Here is a 21,118-nt window from a genome sequence, read left to right as displayed (position 1 = left end):
ATCATGGCTGCCAAAGCCGCCTTCAATTGGGCCGACCCGCTGCTGCTGGATGCGCAGATCACCGACGACGAACGCGCCGTGCGCGACGCCGCGCATGCCTATTGCCAGGAGAAGCTCGCGCCACGCGTGCTCGAGTCCTTCCGCAACGAAACGACCGACCCGGCGATCTTCCGTGAGATGGGCGCGCTGGGCCTGCTCGGCCCGACCATCCCCGAGCAGTACGGCGGCGCGGGCCTGAACTACGTGTGCTACGGCCTGGTCGCGCGCGAGGTCGAGCGCATCGATTCGGGCTACCGCTCCATGATGAGCGTGCAGTCGTCGCTCGTGATGGTGCCGATCTTCGAATTCGGCAACGAGGCGACCAGGCAGAAGTACCTGCCGAAGCTGGCGACCGGCGAGTGGATCGGCTGCTTCGGCCTGACCGAACCGAACCATGGGTCGGATCCCGGCAGCATGATCACGAGGGCGCGCAGGGCGGACGGCGGCTACAAGCTGACCGGATCGAAGATGTGGATCACCAACTCGCCGATCGCCGATGTCTTCGTGGTCTGGGCCAAGGACGACGAGGGTTCCATCCGCGGCTTCGTGCTGGAGAAGGGCTGGAAGGGCCTGACGACACCGAAGATCCACGGCAAGGTGGGCCTGCGCACCTCGATCACCGGCGAGATCGTGATGGACGACGTGTTCTGCCCCGAGGAGAACGCTTTCCCCGAAGTGCGGGGACTCAAGGGCCCCTTCACGTGCCTGAACTCCGCGCGCTACGGCATTGCCTGGGGCGCGCTGGGGGCTGCGGAGGACTGCTGGCATCGCGCCCGCCAATACGTGCTCGATCGCAAGCAGTTCGGCAAGCCGCTGGCGGCGAACCAGCTGGTCCAGAAGAAACTCGCCGACATGCAGACCGAGATCACGCTCGGCCTGCAAGGGTGCCTGCGCCTCGGGCGCATGAAGGACGAGGGCACGGCGTCGGTGGAAATCACGTCCATCATGAAACGCAATTCCTGTGGCAAGGCGTTGGACATCGCCCGCACCGCGCGCGACATGCTCGGAGGCAACGGCATCAGCGACGAATTCGGCGTGGCGCGCCACCTGGTGAACCTCGAAGTGGTGAACACCTACGAGGGCACGCACGACGTGCACGCGCTCATTCTCGGAAGGGCGCAGACGGGGATTTCGGCGTTTTGATTTGTCTTGTCGCCGTGGTAGCCTTTTCGGCACTCAACACTGGAGTGCACCATGGGACTTCTGGATTCGCTCGGCGGCCAACTGGTCAGCGCGCTGCAACAAGGGCAGGGTGGAGGCCAGCATGGCGGCCTGATGGATGTCGTGATCGGCCTTGTGAACAACCCGCAGACGGGCGGCCTCGCGGGGCTGGTCGAGAAATTCCAGGCCGGCGGGCTCGGCGACGCCGTTTCGTCCTGGGTCGGCACCGGCCAGAACCTGCCGGTATCGGGCGACCAAATCGCCTCGGTACTCGGCAACGGGCAGCTGCAGGAGATCGCGCAGAAGCTGGGCCTGGATCCGAACATGGTGTCCGGCCAGCTTGCGCAGATGCTGCCGCAGGTGGTGGACAAGCTCACGCCGAACGGCCAGTTGCCCGACACGGGCAGCCTCGGCGGCCTGCTGGGCGCGCTGACCGGCCGCGCGACCTGAGCGAGACGCGGGTGGACCGCGCTACGCCGCGGCCTTCAATCCGTTCCTGAAATGCTCCTGCATCCGCTTCATCGCGGCGCGTGAATCGCGCTGCGCGATCGCCTCCATGATCGCGCGGTGTTCGAGCATCGATTCCTTGACCCGGCCGGCCTTGAGCAGGGAATTGTGGCGATTGAGCTTCATCACCTTGCGCAGGTCGGCCACCATCTGGTCGCGCCAGCGATTGCCGGCGAGCTCCAGCAGCCGCATGTGGAAGCGCTCGTTGATCGCGAAGAACCTGTCGCGATTGTTCTGCGCGGCTTCCAGCTCCTTCTGAAGCTGCTGCAGCTCCTTCACCTGCTCGTCGGTGGCCTTGTGCGCCACCACGCCCGCGGCATCGCTCTCCAGCAGCGAAAGCAGGTGGTACACGTCGGCCAGGTCCGTTTCCGAGACTTCGGTGACGTAGGCACCGCGTCGCACCTTCATCGTCACCAGCCCTTCGGCCGCCAGCACCTTCAGCGCCTCGCGCAGCGGCGTGCGGCTGATGCCGAACTCCTGGGCGATCTTCACCTCGTCGATCCAGCTGCCCGGCTCCAGTTCGCGCCGGAAGATGCGCTGGCGCAATTGCTCCGCGACCTCCTCGTAGAGGGCGCGCGGCGCCAGGGTGACCGGGGACATGACAGCAGAAGCCATGGCGCGATTCTACGGACCTTCGCATTCTTTATCAATAATTATGAATGCGGTATGATGCAACCATGAACCAGCCCAGCCCCGAATTCGCTGCCGCCGACCTCGATGCGTGGCGCAAAGCCGCGGCCAGGTCCGCGCCTGGCGGCAACGTCGCCGCGCTCGACTGGCCCACGCCGGACGGCATCGCCGTGAAGCCGCTCTACACGAGCGAGGACACCCAGGGCCTGCCCTACGCGAACACCTTGCCCGGCTTCGAGCCCTTCGTGCGCGGTCCGCAGGCGACGATGTACGCGGCGCGCCCGTGGACCATCCGCCAGTACGCGGGCTTCTCGACGGCCGAGGAGTCGAACGCGTTCTATCGGAAGGGGCTCGCCGGCGGCGGGCAAGGCGTGTCGGTGGCGTTCGACCTCGCCACGCATCGCGGCTACGACAGCGACCATCCGCGCGTGAAGGGCGACGTCGGCAAGGCGGGCGTGGCGATCGACTCGGTCGAGGACATGAAGATCCTGTTCGACGGCATCCCGCTCGACAAGGTCTCGGTGTCGATGACCATGAACGGCGCCGTGCTGCCGATCCTCGCGGGCTACGTGGTCGCGGCGGAAGAGCAGGGCGTTGCGCAGGACAAGCTCTCGGGGACCATCCAGAACGACATCCTCAAGGAGTTCATGGTCCGCAACACGTACATCTACCCGCCGCAGCCCTCGATGCGGATCGTCGGCGACATCATCGAGTACACGGCGAAGAACATGCCGAAGTTCAACTCGATCTCGATCTCCGGCTACCACATGCAGGAGGCGGGCGCGAACCAGGCGCTGGAACTCGCCTTCACGCTCGCCGACGGCAAGGAGTACGTCAAGACCGCGATGGCCAAGGGCCTGGACGTCGACGATTTCGCGGGGCGCCTGTCGTTCTTCTGGGCGATCGGGATGAACTTCTATCTGGAGATCGCCAAGATGCGCGCGGCGCGCCTCTTGTGGTGCCGGATCATGAAGGGCTTCGGCGCGAAGAACCCCAAGAGCCTGATGCTGCGCACGCACTGCCAGACCTCGGGCTGGTCGCTCACCGAGCAGGACCCGTACAACAACATCGTGCGCACGACCATCGAGGCGATGGCGGCGGTGTTCGGCGGCACGCAGTCGCTGCACACCAACTCGTTCGATGAAGCCATCGCGCTGCCCACCGAGTTCTCCTCGCGCATCGCCCGCAACACGCAGCTCATCATCCAGGAGGAATCGCACATCACGAACGTGATCGATCCCTGGGGGGGCAGCTACATGATGGAGAGGCTGACGCAGGAGATGGCCGACGCGGCCAGTGCCATCATCGAGGAGGTCGACGCGATGGGAGGCATGACCCGCGCCGTCGATTCCGGTTGGGCGAAATTGAAGATCGAAGCCGCCGCCGCCGAGAAACAGGCGCGCATCGATTCGGGCAAGGACGTGATCGTCGGCGTCAACAAGTACAGGCTCGAGAAGGAAGATGTGCACGACATCCTCGAGGTCGACAACAACAAGGTGCGCGAGCAGCAGGTGGCGCGCCTGCAGAAGATCCGCGCGACGCGCGATGCCGCGAAGGTGCAGGCCGCCCTCGCCGCGTTGACCAAATGCGCGGAATCGGGCGAAGGCAACCTGCTGGACCTCAGCATCCAGGCGATCCGCCTGCGTGCGACGGTCGGCGAAGTGTCCGACGCATTGGAGAAGGTCTTCGGGCGCCATCGCGCCGATACGCAAAAGGTGACCGGCGTGTATGCAGCTGCCTACGACTCGGCCGAGGGCTGGGACAAACTGAAGAACGAAATCGAGGGCTTCGCGCGCGAGCAGGGCCGCCGTCCCCGCGTGATGATCGCCAAGCTCGGGCAGGACGGGCATGACCGTGGCGCGAAGGTCGTCGCCACGGCCTTCGCGGACCTCGGTTTCGACGTCGACATGGGCCCGCTGTTCCAGACGCCGGAGGAATGCGCGCGCCAGGCGATCGAGAACGACGTGCATGCGGTGGGTGTCTCCACGCTGGCCGCGGGCCACAAGACCCTGGTGCCGGCGATCATCGACGAGCTGAAGAAGCAGGGCGCGGATGACATCGTCGTCTTCGTCGGCGGCGTGATCCCGCAGCAGGATTACGACTTCCTCTACGAAGCGGGTGTGAAGGGCATTTACGGACCCGGCACGCCGATCCCCGCGAGCGCGAAGGACGTGCTCGAGCAGATCCGGAAAGTGCAGAAAGCGTGAGCCTCGCCGAGCAGATCCTCGCGGGGCCGGGTGCTGCCCAGCGCCGGGCCATCGCGAAGGCCATCACGCTGCTCGAATCCACGCGCGCCGACCATCGCACCCAGGGCGACGAGCTGCTGACCCGACTCCTTCCGGCGAGCGGCAAATCGTTCCGCCTCGGCATCAGCGGCGTGCCGGGGGTGGGCAAGAGCACCTTCATCGAGGCGCTGGGCCTGTACCTGATCGGCAAAGGCCATCGCGTCGCAGTCCTGGCGGTTGATCCTTCTTCGAGCGTCTCGGGCGGTTCGATCCTCGGCGACAAGACGCGCATGGAGCATCTCTCGGTCAACGAGAACGCCTACATCCGCCCCAGTCCCTCCAGCGGCACGCTGGGTGGCGTGGCGGAGAAGACGCGCGAGGCGATGCTGGTGTGCGAGGCCGCCGGCTACGACATCGTCATCGTCGAGACGGTGGGCGTGGGCCAGAGCGAAACGGCGGTCGCGGGCATGACCGACATGTTCGTGCTGATGCAGCTGCCCAATGCGGGAGACGACCTGCAGGCGATCAAGAAGGGCGTGATGGAGCTGGCGGACCTGGTCGTCATCAACAAGGCGGACATCGACGCCGATGCGGCCACGCGCGCGCAGGCCCAGGTCACGAGCGCGATGCGCATCTTCACGCAGCAGGGCCGCGCGCGCGAGTGGTCGCCGCAAGTCATCCAGCTCAGTGCGTTGAAAGGCGACGGGCTGGACCGTTTCTGGCAGGCCGTGACGCAGTTCCGCGAGGCGCGCACGGCCAGCGGCCAGCTCGCGGCGCGCCGCCAGCACCAGGCGCTTGCATGGATGTGGGAACGGATCGACGCGGGCCTGAAGCACGATTTCCGTGAGCAGCGGGCCGTGCGCTCGCTGCTGCCGCAACTCACGAGCGACGTCGAGGCCGGGCGTGTGCCGGCCTCCGCGGCCGCGCGCCAGCTGCTGGACGTGTGGCGAAACCAATAACGAAGGACCCGGAGAGACTCATGCACGACATCCTCGAGCAACTGGAGAAGAAGCGCGAGGCCGCCCGCCTGGGCGGCGGCGTGAAACGCATCGAAGCCCAGCACAAGAAGGGCAAGCTCACCGCTCGCGAGCGGCTGGAGCTGCTGCTGGACGAAGGCACGTTCGAGGAATGGGACATGTTCGTCGAGCACCGCTCGGTGGACTTCGGCATGGCCGAGAACAAGATTCCCGGCGATGGCGTGGTGACCGGCTACGGGATGATCAACGGCCGGCTGGTGTTCGTCTTCAGCCAGGACTTCACGGTGTTCGGCGGCGCGCTGTCGGAAGCGCATGCCGAGAAGATCTGCAAGGTGATGGACCAGGCCATGAAGATCGGCGCGCCGGTCATCGGCCTGAACGACTCCGGCGGCGCGCGCATCCAGGAGGGCGTCGCATCGCTCGGCGGTTACGCCGACGTGTTCCAGCGCAACGTGATGGCCTCGGGGGTGATCCCGCAGATCAGCATGATCATGGGCCCGTGTGCGGGCGGCGCCGTGTACTCGCCGGCGATGACCGACTTCATCTTCATGGTGAAGGACTCGAGCTACATGTTCGTCACCGGCCCGGAAGTGGTGAAGACGGTGACGCACGAGGAGGTCACGGCCGAGGAGCTGGGCGGCGCGATCTCGCACACGACGCGCAGCGGTGTCGCCGACCTCGCGTTCGAGAACGACGTCGAGGCGCTGCTGATGCTGCGCCGCCTGTACAACTACCTGCCCCTGAACAACCGCGAGAAGCCGCCGATCCGCCCGAGCAACGATCCGGCCGACCGCATGGACATGTCGCTCGACACGCTGGTGCCCGACAACCCGAACAAGCCCTACGACATGAAGGAGCTGATCGCGAAGACGGTGGACGACGGCGATTTCTTCGAACTGCAGCCCGATTACGCGAAGAACATCATCGTCGGCTTCGGGCGCATGGAGGGCCAGACGGTGGGCATCGTCGCCAACCAGCCGCTGGTGCTGGCCGGCTGCCTGGACATCAAGAGCTCGATCAAGGCGGCTCGCTTCGTGCGCTTCTGCGACGCCTTCAACATCCCGGTGATCACGTTCGTCGACGTGCCGGGTTTCATGCCGGGCACCAGCCAGGAATACGGCGGCATCATCAAGCACGGCGCGAAGCTGCTCTACGCGTATGCCGAATGCACGGTGCCCAAGGTCACCGTGATCACGCGCAAGGCCTACGGCGGCGCCTACGACGTGATGAGCTCCAAGCACCTGCGCGGCGACGTGAACTTCGCGTGGCCGAACGCGGAGATCGCGGTGATGGGTGCGAAAGGCGCGGTGGAGATCATCTTCCGCGAGGACAAGGGCGACCCGGCCAAGCTCGCGGCGCGCGAGGCCGAATACAAGGCGCGCTTCGCCAATCCCTTCGTCGCCGGCGCGCGCGGCTTCATCGACGACGTGATCCTGCCGCACGAAACACGCAAGCGCATCTGCCGCTCGCTCGTGATGCTGCGCGACAAGAAGCTCGAGAACCCGTGGCGCAAGCACGGGAACATTCCCCTGTAAGAGGACCCACCATGTTCGACAAGATCCTCATCGCCAACCGCGGCGAAATCGCCTGCCGCGTGATCAAGACGGCGAAGAAGATGGGCATCAAGACGGTGGCCGTCCATTCCGAAGCCGACAAGGACGCGCGCCACGTCGAGCTGGCCGACGAAGCCGTGCACATCGGCGCCGCGCCCAGCCGCGAGTCGTATCTGCGGATGGACAAGATCATCGAGGCGTGCAAGCGCACCGGCGCGCAGGCGGTGCACCCGGGCTACGGTTTCCTCTCGGAAAACGAGGAGTTCGCGAAGAAGGTCGAGGAAGAAGGCATCGTCTTCATCGGCCCGAAGCACTACTCGATCGCGGCGATGGGCGACAAGATCGCTTCCAAGAAGCTGGCGAAGGAAGCCCGCGTCAATACCATTCCGGGCTGGAACGACGCGATCGAATCGGCCGAACAGGCGGTGAAGATCGCCCGTGACGTCGGGTACCCGGTGATGATCAAGGCGTCGGCCGGCGGCGGCGGCAAGGGCCTGCGCGTGGCCTTCAACGACAAGGAAGCCCGCGAAGGCTTCGACTCCTGCCGCAACGAGGCGCGCAACAGCTTCGGCGATGACCGCGTCTTCATCGAGAAGTTCGTCGAGGAGCCGCGCCACATCGAGATCCAGGTGCTGGGCGACGCCCACGGCAACGTGATCTACCTGAACGAGCGCGAGTGCTCGATCCAGCGTCGGCACCAGAAGGTGATCGAGGAAGCACCTTCGCCCTTCATCAGCGACGAGACGCGCAAGGCCATGGGCGAGCAGGCCGTGGCGCTCGCGAGGGCGGTGAAGTACCAGTCGGCGGGCACGGTGGAGTTCGTGGTCGGCAAGGACCAGTCGTTCTACTTCCTCGAGATGAACACGCGCCTGCAGGTGGAGCACCCGGTGACGGAATGCATCACCGGGCTCGACCTCGTCGAGTTGATGATTCGCGTTGCGGCCGGAGAGAAGCTGCCGATCGCGCAGGCTGATGTGAAGCGCAACGGCTGGGCGATCGAATGCCGCATCAATGCGGAAGATCCGTTCCGCAATTTCCTGCCGTCCACGGGCCGGCTCGTGCGCTTCCAGGCGCCGAAGGAATCGATGTGGGCCTCGGACACGGAGCACCTCGACGGGGTGCGCGTGGACACCGGCGTGCAGGAGGGCGGCGAGATCCCGATGTTCTACGACTCGATGATCGCCAAGCTGATCGTGCACGGCACGGATCGCAACGACGCGATCGCGAAGATGCGCGAGGCGCTCAACGGATTCGTGATCCGCGGCATCTCGAGCAACATCCCGTTCCAGGCCGCGCTGCTCGCGCACCCGAAGTTCGTGGCCGGCGACTTCAACACCGGCTTCATCGCGGAGCATTACGGCAAGGGCTTTCACCCGGAGGACGTGCCGCATGCCGATCGCAACTTCCTCGTTGCGGTCGCGGCCTACGTGAACCGGCGCGCGCTGCAACGCGCGGCCGGCATCAGCGGGCAGATGCGCGGCCACGAGTACAAGGTCGGCGAGGATTTCGTCGCGGTGATGCTCGACGGCCAAGGCGGGTACGCTCGTCAACCGGTGAAGGTCGGCGACTTCCAGGCCGTGTCCGGCTCGAGCGTGGTCGAAACGGGCGGCAAACGCTACGAAATCTGTAGCAACTGGCATCTGGGTGCGGCGCGCATCCGGGGGACCTGCAACGGCCAGCCGTTCACGGCCCAGGTCGAGCGCGGCCTGCCCAGGAACCCGCTGGCCATGCGGATCATGCACAACGGAACGCGCCTCGATGCGATGGTGCTCACGCCGCGCGCGGCCGATCTGCACGCGCTGATGCCGCACAAGCCGCCGGCGGACATGAGCCGCTATGTGCTGTCGCCGATGCCCGGGCTGTTGGTCGACATCGCCGTCCAGCCCGGCCAGAAGGTGCAGGCGGGCGAACGGGTCGCGGTGATCGAAGCGATGAAGATGGAGAACGTGCTGTTCGCCGCGGCGGATGGCGTGGTGGCGAAGGTCCTGGCGGGCAAGGGCGAAAGCCTCGTGGTGGACCAGCCGATCGTGGAGTTCGAATGATGGATCGGCCTTTCAAAGTCCTCGGCATCCAGCAGGTCGCCATTGGCGGTCCCGACAAGCAGCGCCTGGCGAAACTCTGGGTCGACATGTTCGGCCTCGAAGTCACGGGCACCTTCCGCAGCGAACGCGAGAACGTGGACGAGGACATCTGCGCGATGGGCGCGGGGCCCTTCAAGGTGGAAGTGGACCTGATGCAGCCGCTCGATCCGGACAGGAAGCCGGCGGTGCACCAGACGCCGCTCAACCACATCGGCCTGTGGATCGACGACCTGCCCAGGGCCGTCGAGTGGCTCGCGGCCCAGGGGGTGCGCTTCGCGCCCGGCGGCATCCGCAAGGGCGCGGCGGGCTTCGACATCTGCTTCGTCCATCCCAAGGGCAGCGAGGAAAGCCCGGTCGGCGGCGAAGGCGTGCTGATCGAGCTGGTCCAGGCGCCCCCTGAAGTCGTTTCGGCGTTTGCCCGGCTGGCTTCGGCCGGCAGCTGAGCAGTCCCGGGGTAACCCTAGCATCGTCTTTTTGCGCGCCGGGCGTAGACTGGCCCGCGAGGCTCGGCATGCCCGGCTTGGGCCTCGCAGCGCGAGGAGACAAGCTTGCAGCGCACAGCCAACGCTAACCCGGCGTACTTCCACAAGGTCGTCGATTGCCAATGGGCGTGTCCGGCCCACACCCCCGTTCCCGAATACATCCGCCTGATCGCGCAGGGCCGCTACAGCGACGCCTACATGGTCAACTGGGTGTCCAACGTCTTCCCCGGCATCCTCGGGCGAACGTGCGACCGGCCCTGCGAGCCGGCGTGCCGCCGCGGGCGGGTGGAGGACCACAACCTCGCGAAGCCGGAGCCGGTGGCGATCTGCCGCCTCAAGCGGGTGACGGCCGACTTCAAGGATGAGGACGACGTCGCCTCGCGCATGCCGAAGGTGGCGCCGGCCAATGGCAAGCGCATCGCCTGCGTGGGTGCAGGTCCCGCGTCGCTGACGGTCGCGCGTGACCTCGCGCCGTTGGGCTATGAAGTCACGGTGTTCGACGGCGAGGCCAAGGCCGGCGGCTTCATGTGGACGCAGATCCCGCGCTTCCGCCTGCCCGAATCGGTGATCGAGGAGGAGACCGGCTACATCCTCGACATGGGGGTGAAGTTCGTCGCCGGCCAGCGCATCGAGTCGATGAAGGCTCTGATGAGGCAGGGGTTCGACGCGATCTTCGTCGGTTGCGGCGCGCCGCGCGGACGCGATCTGGACATCCCCGGCCGCAAGGAAGCGGCGAAACACATCCACATCGGCATCGAGTGGCTCGCGTCCGTGTCGTTCGGCCATGTCGACAAGATCGGCAAGCGCGTGATCGTGCTGGGCGGCGGCAACACGGCGATGGACTGCTGCCGCTCCGCCCGCCGCCTCGGCGGCGAGGACGTGAAGGTGATCGTGCGCAGCGGCTTCGAGGAGATGAAGGCCTCGCCGTGGGAGAAGGAAGACGCGATGCACGAGGGCATCCCGTTCATCAACTACCACGTGCCGAAGGCGTTCGTGCATGACAACGGCAAGCTCAAGGGCATGACCTTCGAGGTCGTACGCGCCGAGTACGACGACAAGGGCAACCGCAAGCTCGTGCCCACGGGCGAGCCCGATCCGTTCTTCGAGTGCGACGAGGTGCTGGTGGCGGTCGGCCAGGAGAATGCTTTCCCCTGGATAGAGCGCGACTGCGGCGTCTCCTTCGACAAGTGGGGCCTGCCGGTGCTGCACAAGGACACCTTCCAGTCCACCATGCCGAACGTGTTTTTCGGCGGCGACGCGGCCTTCGGGCCGAAGAACATCATCACGGCGGTCGCGCACGGCCATGAGGCAGCGGTCTCGATCGATCGGCTGCTGAACGGCGAGGACCCGGCGGTCCGGCCCGCGCCCTTCGCCAACCTCGTGTCGCAGAAGATGGGCATCCACGAGTGGAGCTACGACAACGACCCGACGCTCGATGCGCGCTTCAAGGTGCCGTGGGCCAAGGCCGAGAAGGCGCTGGCGAGCATCAAGGTCGAGGTGGAACTGGGCTTCGATCCCGCGACGGCCTTCAAGGAGGCGCACCGCTGCCTCAATTGCGACGTGCAGACGGTGTTCACGGACAACCTGTGCATCGAGTGCGACGCCTGCATGGACATCTGCCCGATGGACTGCATCACCTTCACGCAGGACGATCCGGAACCCGCACTGCGCCAGCATCTGAAGGCGCCCGCGCTCAACCTGGCACAGGACCTGTACGTGTCCGGCCAGCTGAAGACCGGGCGGGTGATGGTGAAGGACGAGGACGTCTGCCTGCATTGCGGGCTCTGCGCCGAGCGCTGCCCCACCGGCGCGTGGGACATGCAGAAGTTCCTGCTGAAGACGACGCAGGCCGGGCCCGCCGGCCGCAACAAGGCGAAGGAGGGAGTCGCGGCATGAAACCCATCGAAGCGATCAACGATTTCGTCGTCAAGTTCGCGAACGTCAACGGCTCGGGCTCGGCGAGCGCGAACGAGCTGTTCGCCAAGGCGATCCTGCGCATGGGCGTGCCGGTGAGCCCGCGCAATATCTTCCCCAGCAACATCCAGGGCTTGCCCACGTGGTACGAGGTGCGCGTCACCGAGCAGGGCTGGCTGGGGCGGCGCGGCGGCATCGACATGATGGTCGCGATGAACCCGCAGACCTGGGATGCGGACGTCGCGGAGATCGATCCGGGGGGCTACCTCTTCTACGACAGCACGCGGCCGCTGCCGCCGTCGAAGTTCCGCGAGGACATCAACGTGATCGGGATGCCGCTCACCGAGATCTGCAACGCGGTCTACACCGATGCGCGCCAGCGGCAGCTGTTCAAGAACATCGTGTATGTCGGCGCGCTGTCGGTGCTGCTGGAGATCGACCCGCAGGTGATCGAGAAGCTCTTCGGCGAACAGTACAAGGGCAAGGAGAAGCTGCTGGCCTCCAACGTGCAGGCGCTGCATCTCGGGCGCGATTTCGCGAAGGAGCACCTGAAGTGGCCGATCGGCCTGCGGGTGAAGCGTGCCGACAAGGTCGGCAACCGCATCTTCGTCGACGGCAACAATGCGGCGGCACTGGGCTGCGTGTACGGCGGCGCCACGGTAGCGGCCTGGTACCCGATCACGCCGTCGTCCTCGTGCGCCGAGGCATTCCAGAAGCACTGCATGAAGTTGCGCGTGGACCCTGCCACGGGCCAGAACAAGTTCGCGATCGTGCAGGCCGAAGACGAGATCGCGTCGATCGGCATGGTGGTGGGCGCCGGCTGGAACGGCGCGCGCGCCTTCACCGCGACGTCCGGGCCGGGCATCTCGCTGATGACCGAGTTCATCGGCCTGGCGTACTTCGCGGAGATCCCGGTCACGATCATCGACGTGCAGCGCGGCGGGCCTTCGACCGGCATGCCCACGCGCACGCAGCAGGCCGATATCCTCGCCTGTGCGTATGCGTCGCACGGCGACACCAAGCACGTGCTGCTGTTCCCCGAGGACCCCCGCGAATGCTTCGACCATGCGGCCGCGGCGCTGGACCTGGCCGAGCGGCTGCAGACCCCCGTGTTCGTGATGACCGACCTCGATATCGGCATGAACCAGCGGCTGTGCGAGCCGTTCCAGTGGGAAGAGGGCCGGCAGTACGACCGCGGCAAGGTGATGACGGCGCAGGAGCTCGAAGCCGGCAAGGATTTCGGCCGCTACAAGGACGTGGATGGCGACGGGATTCCCTGGCGCACGCTGCCCGGCGCGCACCCGACCAAGGGCTCGTACTTCACCCGCGGCACCACGCGCGACCCGTACGCGCGCTATTCCGAGCGCGGACCCGATTACGTCTACAACGTCGATCGGCTGCTCAAGAAATTCAAGACGGCGGCGAAGCTGGTGCCCCAGCCCGTGGTCCGCGTCGCGCAGGAGCCGTCCCGGCTGGGCGTCATCTACTTCGGATCGACGAGCCCGGCGATGGACGAGGCGCTGGAGGTGCTCGAGTCCGAAGGCGTGCACCTGGACGCGATGCGGCTGCGGGCCTTTCCGTTCCCGGACAGCGTGGCGAAATTCATCGCCGCTCACGACGCTGTCTTCGTCGTCGAGCAGAACCGCGATGCCCAGATGCGCACGCTGCTCGTCAACGAGCTGGAGATCGACCCCAAGAAGCTGGTGAAGGTGCTGCACTTCGACGGCACGCCGATCACGGCGCGCTTCATCACGAGGGCCATCCTGCAGCACGCGCGGGTGGAAGACAAAGTGGAGAAAGTGGCATGAGCCGCACGGCCGCTCCGAAGGCTCATAGCACCGCAGCACGCAGTGCGGAGGTTTCACAATGACCTACATCGCCAAGCCGCCGCTGCGCCACCCGACGCTGGAGACGAACAAGGTCGGCTACACCCGGCGCGACTACGAGGGCAAGATCTCGACGCTGTGCGCGGGTTGCGGGCACGATTCGATCTCGGCCGCGATCATCCAGGCCTGCTGGGAGCTGGACATCGAGCCGCACCGCGTCGCCAAGCTGTCGGGCATCGGCTGCAGCTCGAAGACGCCCGACTATTTCCTCGGCGCCTCGCACGGGTTCAACACCGTCCACGGCCGCATGCCGTCGGTGCTGACGGGCGCGAACCTCGCCAACCGCGAACTGCTTTACCTCGGCGTCTCGGGCGACGGCGACTCGGCGTCCATCGGGCTCGGGCAGTTCGCGCATGCGATGCGGCGCGGCGTGCGCATGGCCTACATCGTCGAGAACAACGGCGTCTACGGGCTCACCAAAGGGCAGTTCTCGGCGACGGCGGACCAGGGCAGCAAGAGCAAGAAGGGCGTGGTCAACAGCGACAGCCCGGTGGACCTGGTCGGCATCGCGCTGCAGCTCGGCGCGACCTATGTCGGCCGCGGATTCTCGGGCAACAAGGCGCAGCTCGTTCCGCTCATCAAGGGCGCGATCACGCACGGCGGCGCCGCGTTCATCGACGTCATCAGCCCCTGCGTGGCCTTCAACAACCACCCGGGCAGCACCAAGAGCTACGACTACGTGCGCGAGCACAACGAGGCGGTGAGCCGGATCGACTTCATCACGAGCCGCGAGGAGATCGTCAGCGAGTACGCACCGGGCGAGGTGGTCGATGTGCGCCAGCACGACGGCACGATCCTGCGCCTGCGCAGCCTGCACGCCGACTACGACCCGACCGACCGCGCGGCGGCGATGGCCTACATGCAGGAGCACCAGGCCCGCGGCGAGGTCGCGACCGGACTGCTGTATGTCGATCCACTTGCGACCGACCTGCATACGGCGTTGAATACGAGCAGCAAGCCGCTGAACGGGCTGGGTGCCGCCGAGCTGTGCCCGGGAACCGCGGCGCTGGAGAAGATCAACGCGTCCCTGCGCTAGAAGGAGGTCATCATGGCCGAGCGCACCGTTTTCCAGTCGATCCCGCAAAAGCACGTCCTGACGGTGCCGCCGCAGGCGACGGTGCGCCAGGCCGCGTGCGTGATGACGCGCGCCAACTGCGGGAGCGTGCTCGTGATCGAGCCGCCCGATGTGCTGCTGGGCATCGTCACCGAGCGCGACCTGATGACCCGCGTGCTGGCGCGCGGCCTGGATGCCGACTTCGCGACGGCACGCGAGGTGATGACGCCGCAGCCGACCTGCGTGCCGCCCGACATGCGCGTGTCGGATGCGCTGGTGATCATGCTGGAGCGTGGCTTCCGGCACCTGCCCATCGTGCAGGGCACGCGCATCCTGGGCGTGTTCTCGATCCGCGACGCACTGCCGCGCGAGCTGGGCGCGGCCTTCGCGATCTCCGAATTCAACGAGCAGTTGAATGACGCGCTCGGATGAGCGTTGCTGTGCCCCGGGTGCTCGCACCAGGCGGTGCCCGTCAGTCCTCATCTAGAAATCGGCCAGCCGGGCACCGCCTGGCGCGAGTGACGCGCGGCGCTTGATCGACCCTCTCCGAATACCAGCGATGCAGGGTTGACCGCCAACCCGGAGCACGAGGGCGTAGCGGACGGTCAGCTGCGCTTCGCGCGGGCCCGAGCGAGCGCGGCTTCGATGACGGCGCGCTTGCGGTCCAGCTCCGGACCCTCGGCCTGCTTCGTGAGCTCCGGCAGATTGGCGAGCTTCTCGCGGGCCTTGGCTTGCAGCCGCTCTTCGTGTTCCTGCGCCTCGCGCGCAAGCCGTTGCCGCCGCCACTCATAGCGCTCCAGAGCCTCGTCCGCCTGGGGCTGCGACCATGCGGCCCAGCCCGTGCGCTCGCCCGTCACGTTCTCGAGCGAGATGCAATCGACCGGGCACACCGGCACGCACAGCTCGCAGCCGGTGCAGTACGGCTCGATCACCGTGTGCATGCGCTTGTTCGTGCCGAGGATCGCGTCCGTCGGGCAGGCCTCGATGCACAGCGTGCAGCCGATGCACCAGTTCTCGTCGATCACCGCAACCGTGCGCGGGCCTTCGAAGCCGTTGGCGGGATTCAGCGGCATCGGCTCGCGCCCCGTGAGCTGCGCGAGGCGTACGACGCCTTGCGCTCCGCCCGGCGGGCACTGGTTGATCTGCGCCTGCCCGTCAGCGATCGCCTGTGCGTAGCCGGCGCAATCCGGGTAGCCGCAGCGCGTGCACTGCGTCTGGGGCAGGGCGGCGTGGATGCGTCGGGCTTCGGGCGTCACTCAGGCCGCGAGGGCCGTGCGGCGGGATTTCTTCGCCGGCGCCTTCTGCGCGCCGCCCACCTGCGGGCCATCGTTGAACTGCTTGATGAAGTCGCGCACCTGCGGGTACACGATCTCGCGCCAGCGGCGGCCGCTGAAGATGCCGTAGTGGCCGGCGCCCTTCACCTCGATGTGCTTCTGGCGCGACTTCGGAACGCCGACGCACAGCTCGTGCGCGGCCTCGGTCTGGCCGGCGCCGGAGATGTCGTCCAGCTCGCCTTCCACCGTCAAGTGCGCCGTGGTCTTGATGTCTTCCGGCCGCACGCGCTCGAGCTCACCGTCCTCGCTGATCACGTCCCAGCTGCCGTTCACCAGCGCGAACTCCTGGAAGACGATGCGGATCGTGTCGAGGTAATAGTCCGCATCCATGTCCAGCACCGCGTTGTACTCGTCGTAGAACTGGCGGTGCGCCTCGGCGCTCGCATCGTCACCGCGGATCAGGTTCTTGAAGTAGTCGTAGTGCGAGGACAGGTGCCGGTCCGGGTTCATCGCGACGAAGCCGGTGTACTGCAGGAAGCCCGGGTACACGCGACGGCCCGCGCCGGCGAAGTTCGGCGGCACGCGGTAGATCACGTTGTTCTCGAACCATTCGTAGCTCTTGTTCATCGCCAGGTTGTTCACGGCCGTCGGCGACCTGCGCGCATCGATGGGGCCGCCCATCATGGTCATCGTGAGCGGCGTGACTTCGCCGCGCGACGCCATCAGGGACACGGCTGCAAGCACCGGCACCGTGGGCTGGCACACGCTGATCACGTGGCAGTTGCCGTAGGTGTTCTGCAGGTGCCGGATGAATTCCTCGACGTAGTGCACGTAATCGTCGAGGTGGAACTCGCCCGCTTCGAGCGGCACATCGCGCGCGTTCTTCCAGTCGGTGATGTAGACCTTGTGGTCCTTGAGCATCGTGCGCACGGTGTCGCGCAACAGCGTGGCGTAATGGCCGGAAAGCGGCGCGACGATCAGCACGGCCGGCTGGGCCTTGAGCCTGTCCAGCGTTTCGGGATCGTCCGAAAAGCGCTTGAAGCGGCGCAGCTCGCAGAAGGCTTTGTCGATCTCGACGCGCTCGTGGATCGCGATGTCCACGCCATCCACGTCCACCGTCGTGATGCCGAACGCCGGCTTGTCGTAGTCCTTCCACAGCCGGTACACCAGGTCGTAGCCGGCGGACAGGCGCTGGGCGAAAGGGGTCTGCCCGAGCGGAGTGAGCGGGTTGCTGTAAAGCTTCGACGCCGCCTGGGCGAAGTCCGCGAAGGGCTCCATCAGGTTGCGGTTCGCTTCGTAGATCTGGTAAAGCATGATTCGGGCCCCGTCCTTGTGCAGTGCAATATAGCACCGGCACCCGCCTGACGGGTGAGGTGAAACCACCAATCCGGGCGTCAGCGGCTCGTCAGAGGACGGCCGCGATCGCCTTGGCGACGTAATCGATGTTCTTGCCGTTGAGCGCGGCCACGCAGATGCGGCCGCTATCGACGCCATAGACGCCGAAATCGCTGCGCAGACGCTCCATCTGCTGCTTGTTCAGGCCCGAGTAGCTGAACATGCCGACCTGGTCGACGATGAACCCGAAGTCCTGCTTCGCGCCGGCCGCCTTCAGCTTGTCGACCAGGGCGTGGCGCATCTGCTTGATGCGCGTGCGCATGCCGGCCAGCTCCTGCTCCCACTGGGCTCGCAGCTCAGGCGTGTTCAGCACGGTGGCCACCACCTGGGCGCCATGCGTCGGAGGGTTGCTGTAGTTGGTGCGAATGGCGATCTTCAGCTGCGACAGCACGCGCGCAGCCTCGTCCTTGTCGTTGCAGAGCACGGACAGGCCGCCCACGCGCTCGCCGTACAGGCTGAAGCTCTTGGAGAAAGAGGTCGCGACGAAGAAGCCCAGGCCCGCGGCGACGAACTTGCCGATCACGGCGCCGTCTTCGGCGATGCCCGAACCGAAGCCCTGGTAGGCCATGTCGAGGAAGGGCACGAGCTTGCGCTGCTTGACCGCGGCGATCACCTGGTCCCACTGCCCCGGCGCGAGGTCGTAACCGGTGGGGTTGTGGCAGCAGGCGTGCAGCACGACGATCGTGCCTTCGACCGCCACGCTGAGCGCGGTGAGCATGCCGTCGAAATCGACACCGCGCCTGGCCGCGTTGTAGTAGGGGTAGGCCTCGACCGGGAAGCCGGCCTGCGTGAAGAGGGCGCGGTGGTTTTCCCAGCTCGGGTCGCTGATCAGCACCTTGGCCTGGGGGTTCACCTTCTTCAGGAAATCGGCGCCGATCTTCAGCCCGCCCGTGCCGCCCAAGGCCTGCACCGTCGCCACGCGTTTGGCCTTGACCGGCTCGCTTTCGGCCCCAAATACGAGGCCTTGCACGGCGGCGTCGTACGCAGCGATACCGTCGATCGGGAGGTAGCCGCGCGCCTTGGGCGCGTCCATCATCTGCTTCTCCGCGGCCAGCACGCAGGCCAGCAGGGGGAGCTTGCCGTTCTCGTCGTAATACACGCCGACGCCCAGGTTCACCTTGTTCGGGTTCGGGTCGGCGTTGAATTGCTCGTTGAGACCCAGGATCGGGTCGCGCGGGGCCATTTCGACGGCGGAGAAGAGGGACATTGGCTTCCTTGAGATGTCAGTAGATGCGTGCACGGCGGGCCGGCGATGCGTTACGCTGTCCGGCTGCCCTCGATTTTAGGGGAAACCCGTAGCCAAATGCCCGAGCTTTCCGAAGTCACCACCGAGAGAACGAACCCAGGCGAGTTCGTCACCTTTCCCGGCTCGCCTTTCGAGCTGTTCCTGCCGTACCCGCCGGCGGGCGACCAGCCCACGGCCATCGAAAAGCTCGTCGAAGGCGTGAACGACGGCGAGGTGTTCCAGACCCTGCTGGGAGTCACGGGCTCGGGCAAGACCTTCACCATGGCCAACGTGATCGCGCGGCTCGGGCGGCCGGCGATCGTGTTCGCGCCGAACAAGACGCTCGCGGCGCAGCTCTATGCCGAATTCCGCGAGTTCTTCCCGCGCAATGCCATCGAGTACTTCGTCAGCTATTACGACTACTACCAGCCGGAGGCCTACGTCCCCCAGCGCGACCTGTTCATCGAGAAGGACAGCTCGATCAACGAGCACATCGAGCAGATGCGGCTGTCGGCCACCAAGAGCGTGCTGGAGCGGCGCGACACGGTGATCGTCGCGACGGTCTCGGCGATCTACGGCATCGGCGCGCCGGAGGACTACACGCAGATGCGGTTCATCTGCCGGGTGGGCGACAGGATCGGCCAGCGCGACATCATCGGCCAGCTCATTCGCATGCAGTACACGCGCAACGAGCAGGACTTCGCGCGCGGCACGTTCCGCGTGCGCGGCGACACGATCGACGTGTTCCCGGCCGAGCACAGCGAGCTCGCGGTGCGCATCGAGCTGTTCGACGACGAGATCGAAGCGTTGCAGCTGTTCGACCCGCTCACGGGCCGCATCCGCCAGAAAGTGCCGCGTTTCACGGTCTATCCCTCCAGCCACTACGTCACGCCGCGCGAGAAGACGCTGGCGGCCGTGGAAACCATCAAGATCGAACTGGACGAGCGCCTGAAGGAGCTGGTCGCGGCGGGCAAGTTGGTCGAGGCGCAGCGGCTGGAGCAGCGCACCCGCTTCGACCTCGAGATGCTCAGCGAAGTGGGCCATTGCAAGGGCATCGAGAACTACACGCGGCACCTGTCGGGCTCGCCGCCGGGCGCGCCGCCGTCGACGCTCACCGACTACCTGCCCAAGGACTCGATCATGTTTCTCGACGAGAGCCACCAGATGATCGGGCAGCTCGGGGCGATGTACAACGGCGACCGCGCGCGCAAATTGACGCTGGTCGAGTACGGTTTCCGCCTCCCGTCCGCGCTGGACAACCGGCCGCTGAAGTTCGAGGAGTTCGAATCGCGCATGCACCAGGTGGTCTTCGTGTCGGCGACGCCGGCGGAATACGAGCGCACGCATGCGGGCCAGGTGGTGGAACAGGTCGTTCGGCCCACGGGCCTGGTCGATCCCGACGTGGAGGTGCGGCCGGCGACGCACCAGGTCGACGACGTGCTGCAGGAGATCCGCATCCGCACGGAGAAGAACGAGCGCGTGCTGATCACGACGCTGACCAAGCGCATGGCGGAGCAGCTCACCGATTACCTCGCCGACAACGGCGTGAAGGTGCGCTACCTGCACAGCGACATCGACACCGTGGAGCGCGTGGAGATCATCCGCGACCTGCGCCTGGGCCAGTTCGACGTGCTGGTGGGCATCAACCTGCTGCGCGAGGGGCTGGACATTCCCGAGGTGTCGCTGGTGGCGATCCTCGACGCGGACAAGGAGGGCTTCCTGCGGGCCGAGCGCTCACTGATCCAGACGATCGGCCGCGCCGCCCGCCACGTGAGCGGCAAGGCGATCCTGTACGCCGACCAGGTCACCGAATCGATGAAGAAGGCGATCGGCGAAACGGAGCGCCGGCGCGCCAAGCAGATCGCGTACAACGAGGCGCACGGCATCACGCCCCGCGGCATCGTGAAGCAGGTGCGCGACCTGATCGATGGCGTGTACAGCGCGGCCGCGAGCAAGGAGATGGAGAAGCAGGAGCTTCAGCGCGCAATGGTCGAGGACATGTCCGAGAAGGACGTGGCGAAGGAGATCAAGCGGCTCGAGAAGCAGATGCTCGAGCATGCGCGCAACCTCGAGTTCGAGAAGGCCGCGCGGGTGCGCGACCAGCTGGCCGTGCTCAAGGAGCAGGCCTTCGGCGCCGTCGTGCATGACAACGTGGTGCCCATCCAGGCCGGCAAGAAGGCATGAGCGACCGGGAGCCGTTCTCGATCCTGATGGTCTGCATGGGCAACATCTGCCGCAGCCCCACGGCCGAGGCGGTGCTGCGCCACATGATTCGGGAGGCAGAGCTCGCCGATGCCGTGCGCATCGACTCGGCCGGCACGCTGGACTACCACGCCGGCGAGCCGCCGGACGCGCGAAGCCAGCAGCACGCAGCACGGCGCGGCTATGACTTGTCCCAGCTGCGTGCCCGGCAGGTGCGGGCCGAGGACTTCGAGCAGTTCGACCTGGTCCTGGCGATGGACTGGCAGAACCTGCGCGAGCTCGACGAGCTGTGCCCACCTCAGCACAAGCACAAGCTGAAGCGGCTGATGGAATTCGCGCCATCGGGCGCCCACGATGTCGTGCCCGACCCGTACAGCGGCGGGCCACAGATGTTCGAGCGTGTTCTCGACCAGATCGAGCAGGCCTGCCGCGGCCTGCTGGTCTACCTGCGGGGCCGGCTGGCGGCTGCCTGACAGCGCGGTCCATTACCCGAGCGTCCCGTCGGGTTTTCTG

17 protein-coding genes are annotated in these 21,118 nt (G+C 66.3%); 13 read left to right on the top strand and 4 right to left on the bottom strand.

The features are described 5' to 3' along the window. Positions 1-3 precede the first annotated feature (3 nt). Positions 4-1,182, top strand: a complete 1,179-nt coding sequence (locus tag AC3EF3_RS10720; protein WP_488532140.1) for an acyl-CoA dehydrogenase — start codon at positions 4-6, stop codon at positions 1,180-1,182. A 51-nt stretch (positions 1,183-1,233) separates the two neighbouring features. Next, positions 1,234-1,650, top strand: coding sequence for a YidB family protein (locus AC3EF3_RS10715; RefSeq protein WP_488532139.1), 417 nt, complete (start codon positions 1,234-1,236; stop codon positions 1,648-1,650). Positions 1,651-1,671: 21 nt separating this feature from the next. Here the strand turns inward: AC3EF3_RS10715 and AC3EF3_RS10710 are convergent, their stop codons facing one another. Then, positions 1,672-2,307, bottom strand: a complete 636-nt coding sequence (locus AC3EF3_RS10710; RefSeq protein WP_488533770.1) for a GntR family transcriptional regulator — start codon at positions 2,305-2,307, stop codon at positions 1,672-1,674. A gap of 77 nt (positions 2,308-2,384) precedes the next feature. On the opposite strand from AC3EF3_RS10710, the gene scpA reads away from it, so the two are divergent. The 9 genes from scpA (at position 2,385) to AC3EF3_RS10665 (ending at position 14,941) form a co-directional block, all read left to right on the top strand. Beyond that, the gene (gene scpA / locus AC3EF3_RS10705) at positions 2,385-4,544 is read left to right on the top strand and encodes a methylmalonyl-CoA mutase (RefSeq protein ID WP_488532138.1); all 2,160 of its coding nucleotides are present in this window, start codon (positions 2,385-2,387) and stop codon (positions 4,542-4,544) included. Further along, entirely contained in the window at positions 4,541-5,521 is a 981-nt protein-coding gene (gene meaB, locus AC3EF3_RS10700; protein WP_488532137.1) for a methylmalonyl Co-A mutase-associated GTPase MeaB, read from the top strand. The genes scpA and meaB overlap by 4 nt, the downstream gene beginning before the upstream one ends. Positions 5,522-5,541: 20 nt before the next feature. Further along, entirely contained in the window at positions 5,542-7,074 is a 1,533-nt protein-coding gene (locus AC3EF3_RS10695) for an acyl-CoA carboxylase subunit beta (RefSeq protein ID WP_488532136.1), read from the top strand. A gap of 11 nt (positions 7,075-7,085) precedes the next feature. After that, entirely contained in the window at positions 7,086-9,134 is a 2,049-nt protein-coding gene (locus tag AC3EF3_RS10690; RefSeq protein ID WP_488532135.1) for an acetyl-CoA carboxylase biotin carboxylase subunit, read from the top strand. After that, entirely contained in the window at positions 9,134-9,616 is a 483-nt protein-coding gene (locus tag AC3EF3_RS10685; protein WP_488533769.1) for a VOC family protein, read from the top strand. Before AC3EF3_RS10690 ends, AC3EF3_RS10685 begins: the two co-directional genes overlap by 1 nt. A gap of 105 nt (positions 9,617-9,721) precedes the next feature. Beyond that, a complete protein-coding gene (locus AC3EF3_RS10680) occupies positions 9,722-11,551 on the top strand; it encodes an FAD-dependent oxidoreductase (RefSeq protein WP_488532134.1) in 1,830 nt (609 codons plus the stop codon). After that, complete coding sequence (locus AC3EF3_RS10675) at positions 11,548-13,377, top strand: 2-oxoacid:acceptor oxidoreductase subunit alpha (RefSeq protein WP_488532133.1); 1,830 nt, start codon at positions 11,548-11,550, stop codon at positions 13,375-13,377. The genes AC3EF3_RS10680 and AC3EF3_RS10675 overlap by 4 nt, the downstream gene beginning before the upstream one ends. A gap of 58 nt (positions 13,378-13,435) precedes the next feature. Then, positions 13,436-14,491: a 2-oxoacid:ferredoxin oxidoreductase subunit beta gene (locus tag AC3EF3_RS10670; protein ID WP_488532132.1), complete on the top strand. Its 1,056-nt coding sequence runs from the start codon at positions 13,436-13,438 to the stop codon at positions 14,489-14,491. A 12-nt stretch (positions 14,492-14,503) separates the two neighbouring features. After that, a complete protein-coding gene (locus AC3EF3_RS10665; protein WP_488532131.1) occupies positions 14,504-14,941 on the top strand; it encodes a CBS domain-containing protein in 438 nt (145 codons plus the stop codon). Positions 14,942-15,114: 173 nt separating this feature from the next. Here AC3EF3_RS10665 and rsxB read toward each other — a convergent pair whose 3' ends face one another. The 3 genes from rsxB to AC3EF3_RS10650 all read right to left on the bottom strand — a co-directional run bounded on the left by rsxB (position 15,115) and on the right by AC3EF3_RS10650 (position 18,385). Next, entirely contained in the window at positions 15,115-15,765 is a 651-nt protein-coding gene (gene rsxB / locus AC3EF3_RS10660; protein ID WP_488532130.1) for an electron transport complex subunit RsxB, read from the bottom strand. Then, positions 15,766-17,097 (bottom strand): polyhydroxyalkanoate depolymerase, encoded by a 1,332-nt coding sequence (locus AC3EF3_RS10655; protein WP_488532129.1) that lies wholly within the window; start codon positions 17,095-17,097, stop codon positions 15,766-15,768. It abuts the gene before it with no gap. 91 nt (positions 17,098-17,188) lie between these two features. Then, a complete protein-coding gene (locus tag AC3EF3_RS10650) occupies positions 17,189-18,385 on the bottom strand; it encodes an amino acid aminotransferase (RefSeq protein ID WP_488532128.1) in 1,197 nt (398 codons plus the stop codon). Between the two features lie 96 nt (positions 18,386-18,481). Between AC3EF3_RS10650 and uvrB the strand changes: the two genes are divergently transcribed. Both uvrB and AC3EF3_RS10640 read left to right on the top strand, forming a co-directional pair. After that, positions 18,482-20,587 (top strand): excinuclease ABC subunit UvrB, encoded by a 2,106-nt coding sequence (uvrB, locus tag AC3EF3_RS10645; protein WP_488532127.1) that lies wholly within the window; start codon positions 18,482-18,484, stop codon positions 20,585-20,587. Next, positions 20,584-21,078 (top strand): low molecular weight protein-tyrosine-phosphatase, encoded by a 495-nt coding sequence (locus AC3EF3_RS10640; protein WP_488532126.1) that lies wholly within the window; start codon positions 20,584-20,586, stop codon positions 21,076-21,078. Before uvrB ends, AC3EF3_RS10640 begins: the two co-directional genes overlap by 4 nt. Positions 21,079-21,118: the final 40 nt, after the last annotated feature.

It is taken from the genome of Ramlibacter sp. GS1-15 (assembly GCF_057785015.1).
The sequence above is the reverse complement of the archived record's forward strand: the minus strand, read 5'-3'. Positions and strand labels throughout refer to the sequence as shown.

Coding starts and splice junctions, on each gene's coding strand:
- uvrB (WP_488532127.1), top strand. CDS start 18,482: ATGCCCGAGCTTTCCGAAGTCACCACCGAGAGAACGAACCCAGGCGAG.
- AC3EF3_RS10665 (WP_488532131.1), top strand. CDS start 14,504: ATGGCCGAGCGCACCGTTTTCCAGTCGATCCCGCAAAAGCACGTCCTG.
- AC3EF3_RS10640 (WP_488532126.1), top strand. CDS start 20,584: ATGAGCGACCGGGAGCCGTTCTCGATCCTGATGGTCTGCATGGGCAAC.
- AC3EF3_RS10720 (WP_488532140.1), top strand. CDS start 4: ATGGCTGCCAAAGCCGCCTTCAATTGGGCCGACCCGCTGCTGCTGGAT.
- AC3EF3_RS10690 (WP_488532135.1), top strand. CDS start 7,086: ATGTTCGACAAGATCCTCATCGCCAACCGCGGCGAAATCGCCTGCCGC.
- AC3EF3_RS10695 (WP_488532136.1), top strand. CDS start 5,542: ATGCACGACATCCTCGAGCAACTGGAGAAGAAGCGCGAGGCCGCCCGC.
- AC3EF3_RS10685 (WP_488533769.1), top strand. CDS start 9,134: ATGGATCGGCCTTTCAAAGTCCTCGGCATCCAGCAGGTCGCCATTGGC.
- AC3EF3_RS10675 (WP_488532133.1), top strand. CDS start 11,548: ATGAAACCCATCGAAGCGATCAACGATTTCGTCGTCAAGTTCGCGAAC.
- AC3EF3_RS10655 (WP_488532129.1), bottom strand. CDS start 17,097: ATGCTTTACCAGATCTACGAAGCGAACCGCAACCTGATGGAGCCCTTC.
- AC3EF3_RS10710 (WP_488533770.1), bottom strand. CDS start 2,307: ATGTCCCCGGTCACCCTGGCGCCGCGCGCCCTCTACGAGGAGGTCGCG.
- AC3EF3_RS10650 (WP_488532128.1), bottom strand. CDS start 18,385: ATGTCCCTCTTCTCCGCCGTCGAAATGGCCCCGCGCGACCCGATCCTG.
- AC3EF3_RS10670 (WP_488532132.1), top strand. CDS start 13,436: ATGACCTACATCGCCAAGCCGCCGCTGCGCCACCCGACGCTGGAGACG.
- AC3EF3_RS10715 (WP_488532139.1), top strand. CDS start 1,234: ATGGGACTTCTGGATTCGCTCGGCGGCCAACTGGTCAGCGCGCTGCAA.
- scpA (WP_488532138.1), top strand. CDS start 2,385: ATGAACCAGCCCAGCCCCGAATTCGCTGCCGCCGACCTCGATGCGTGG.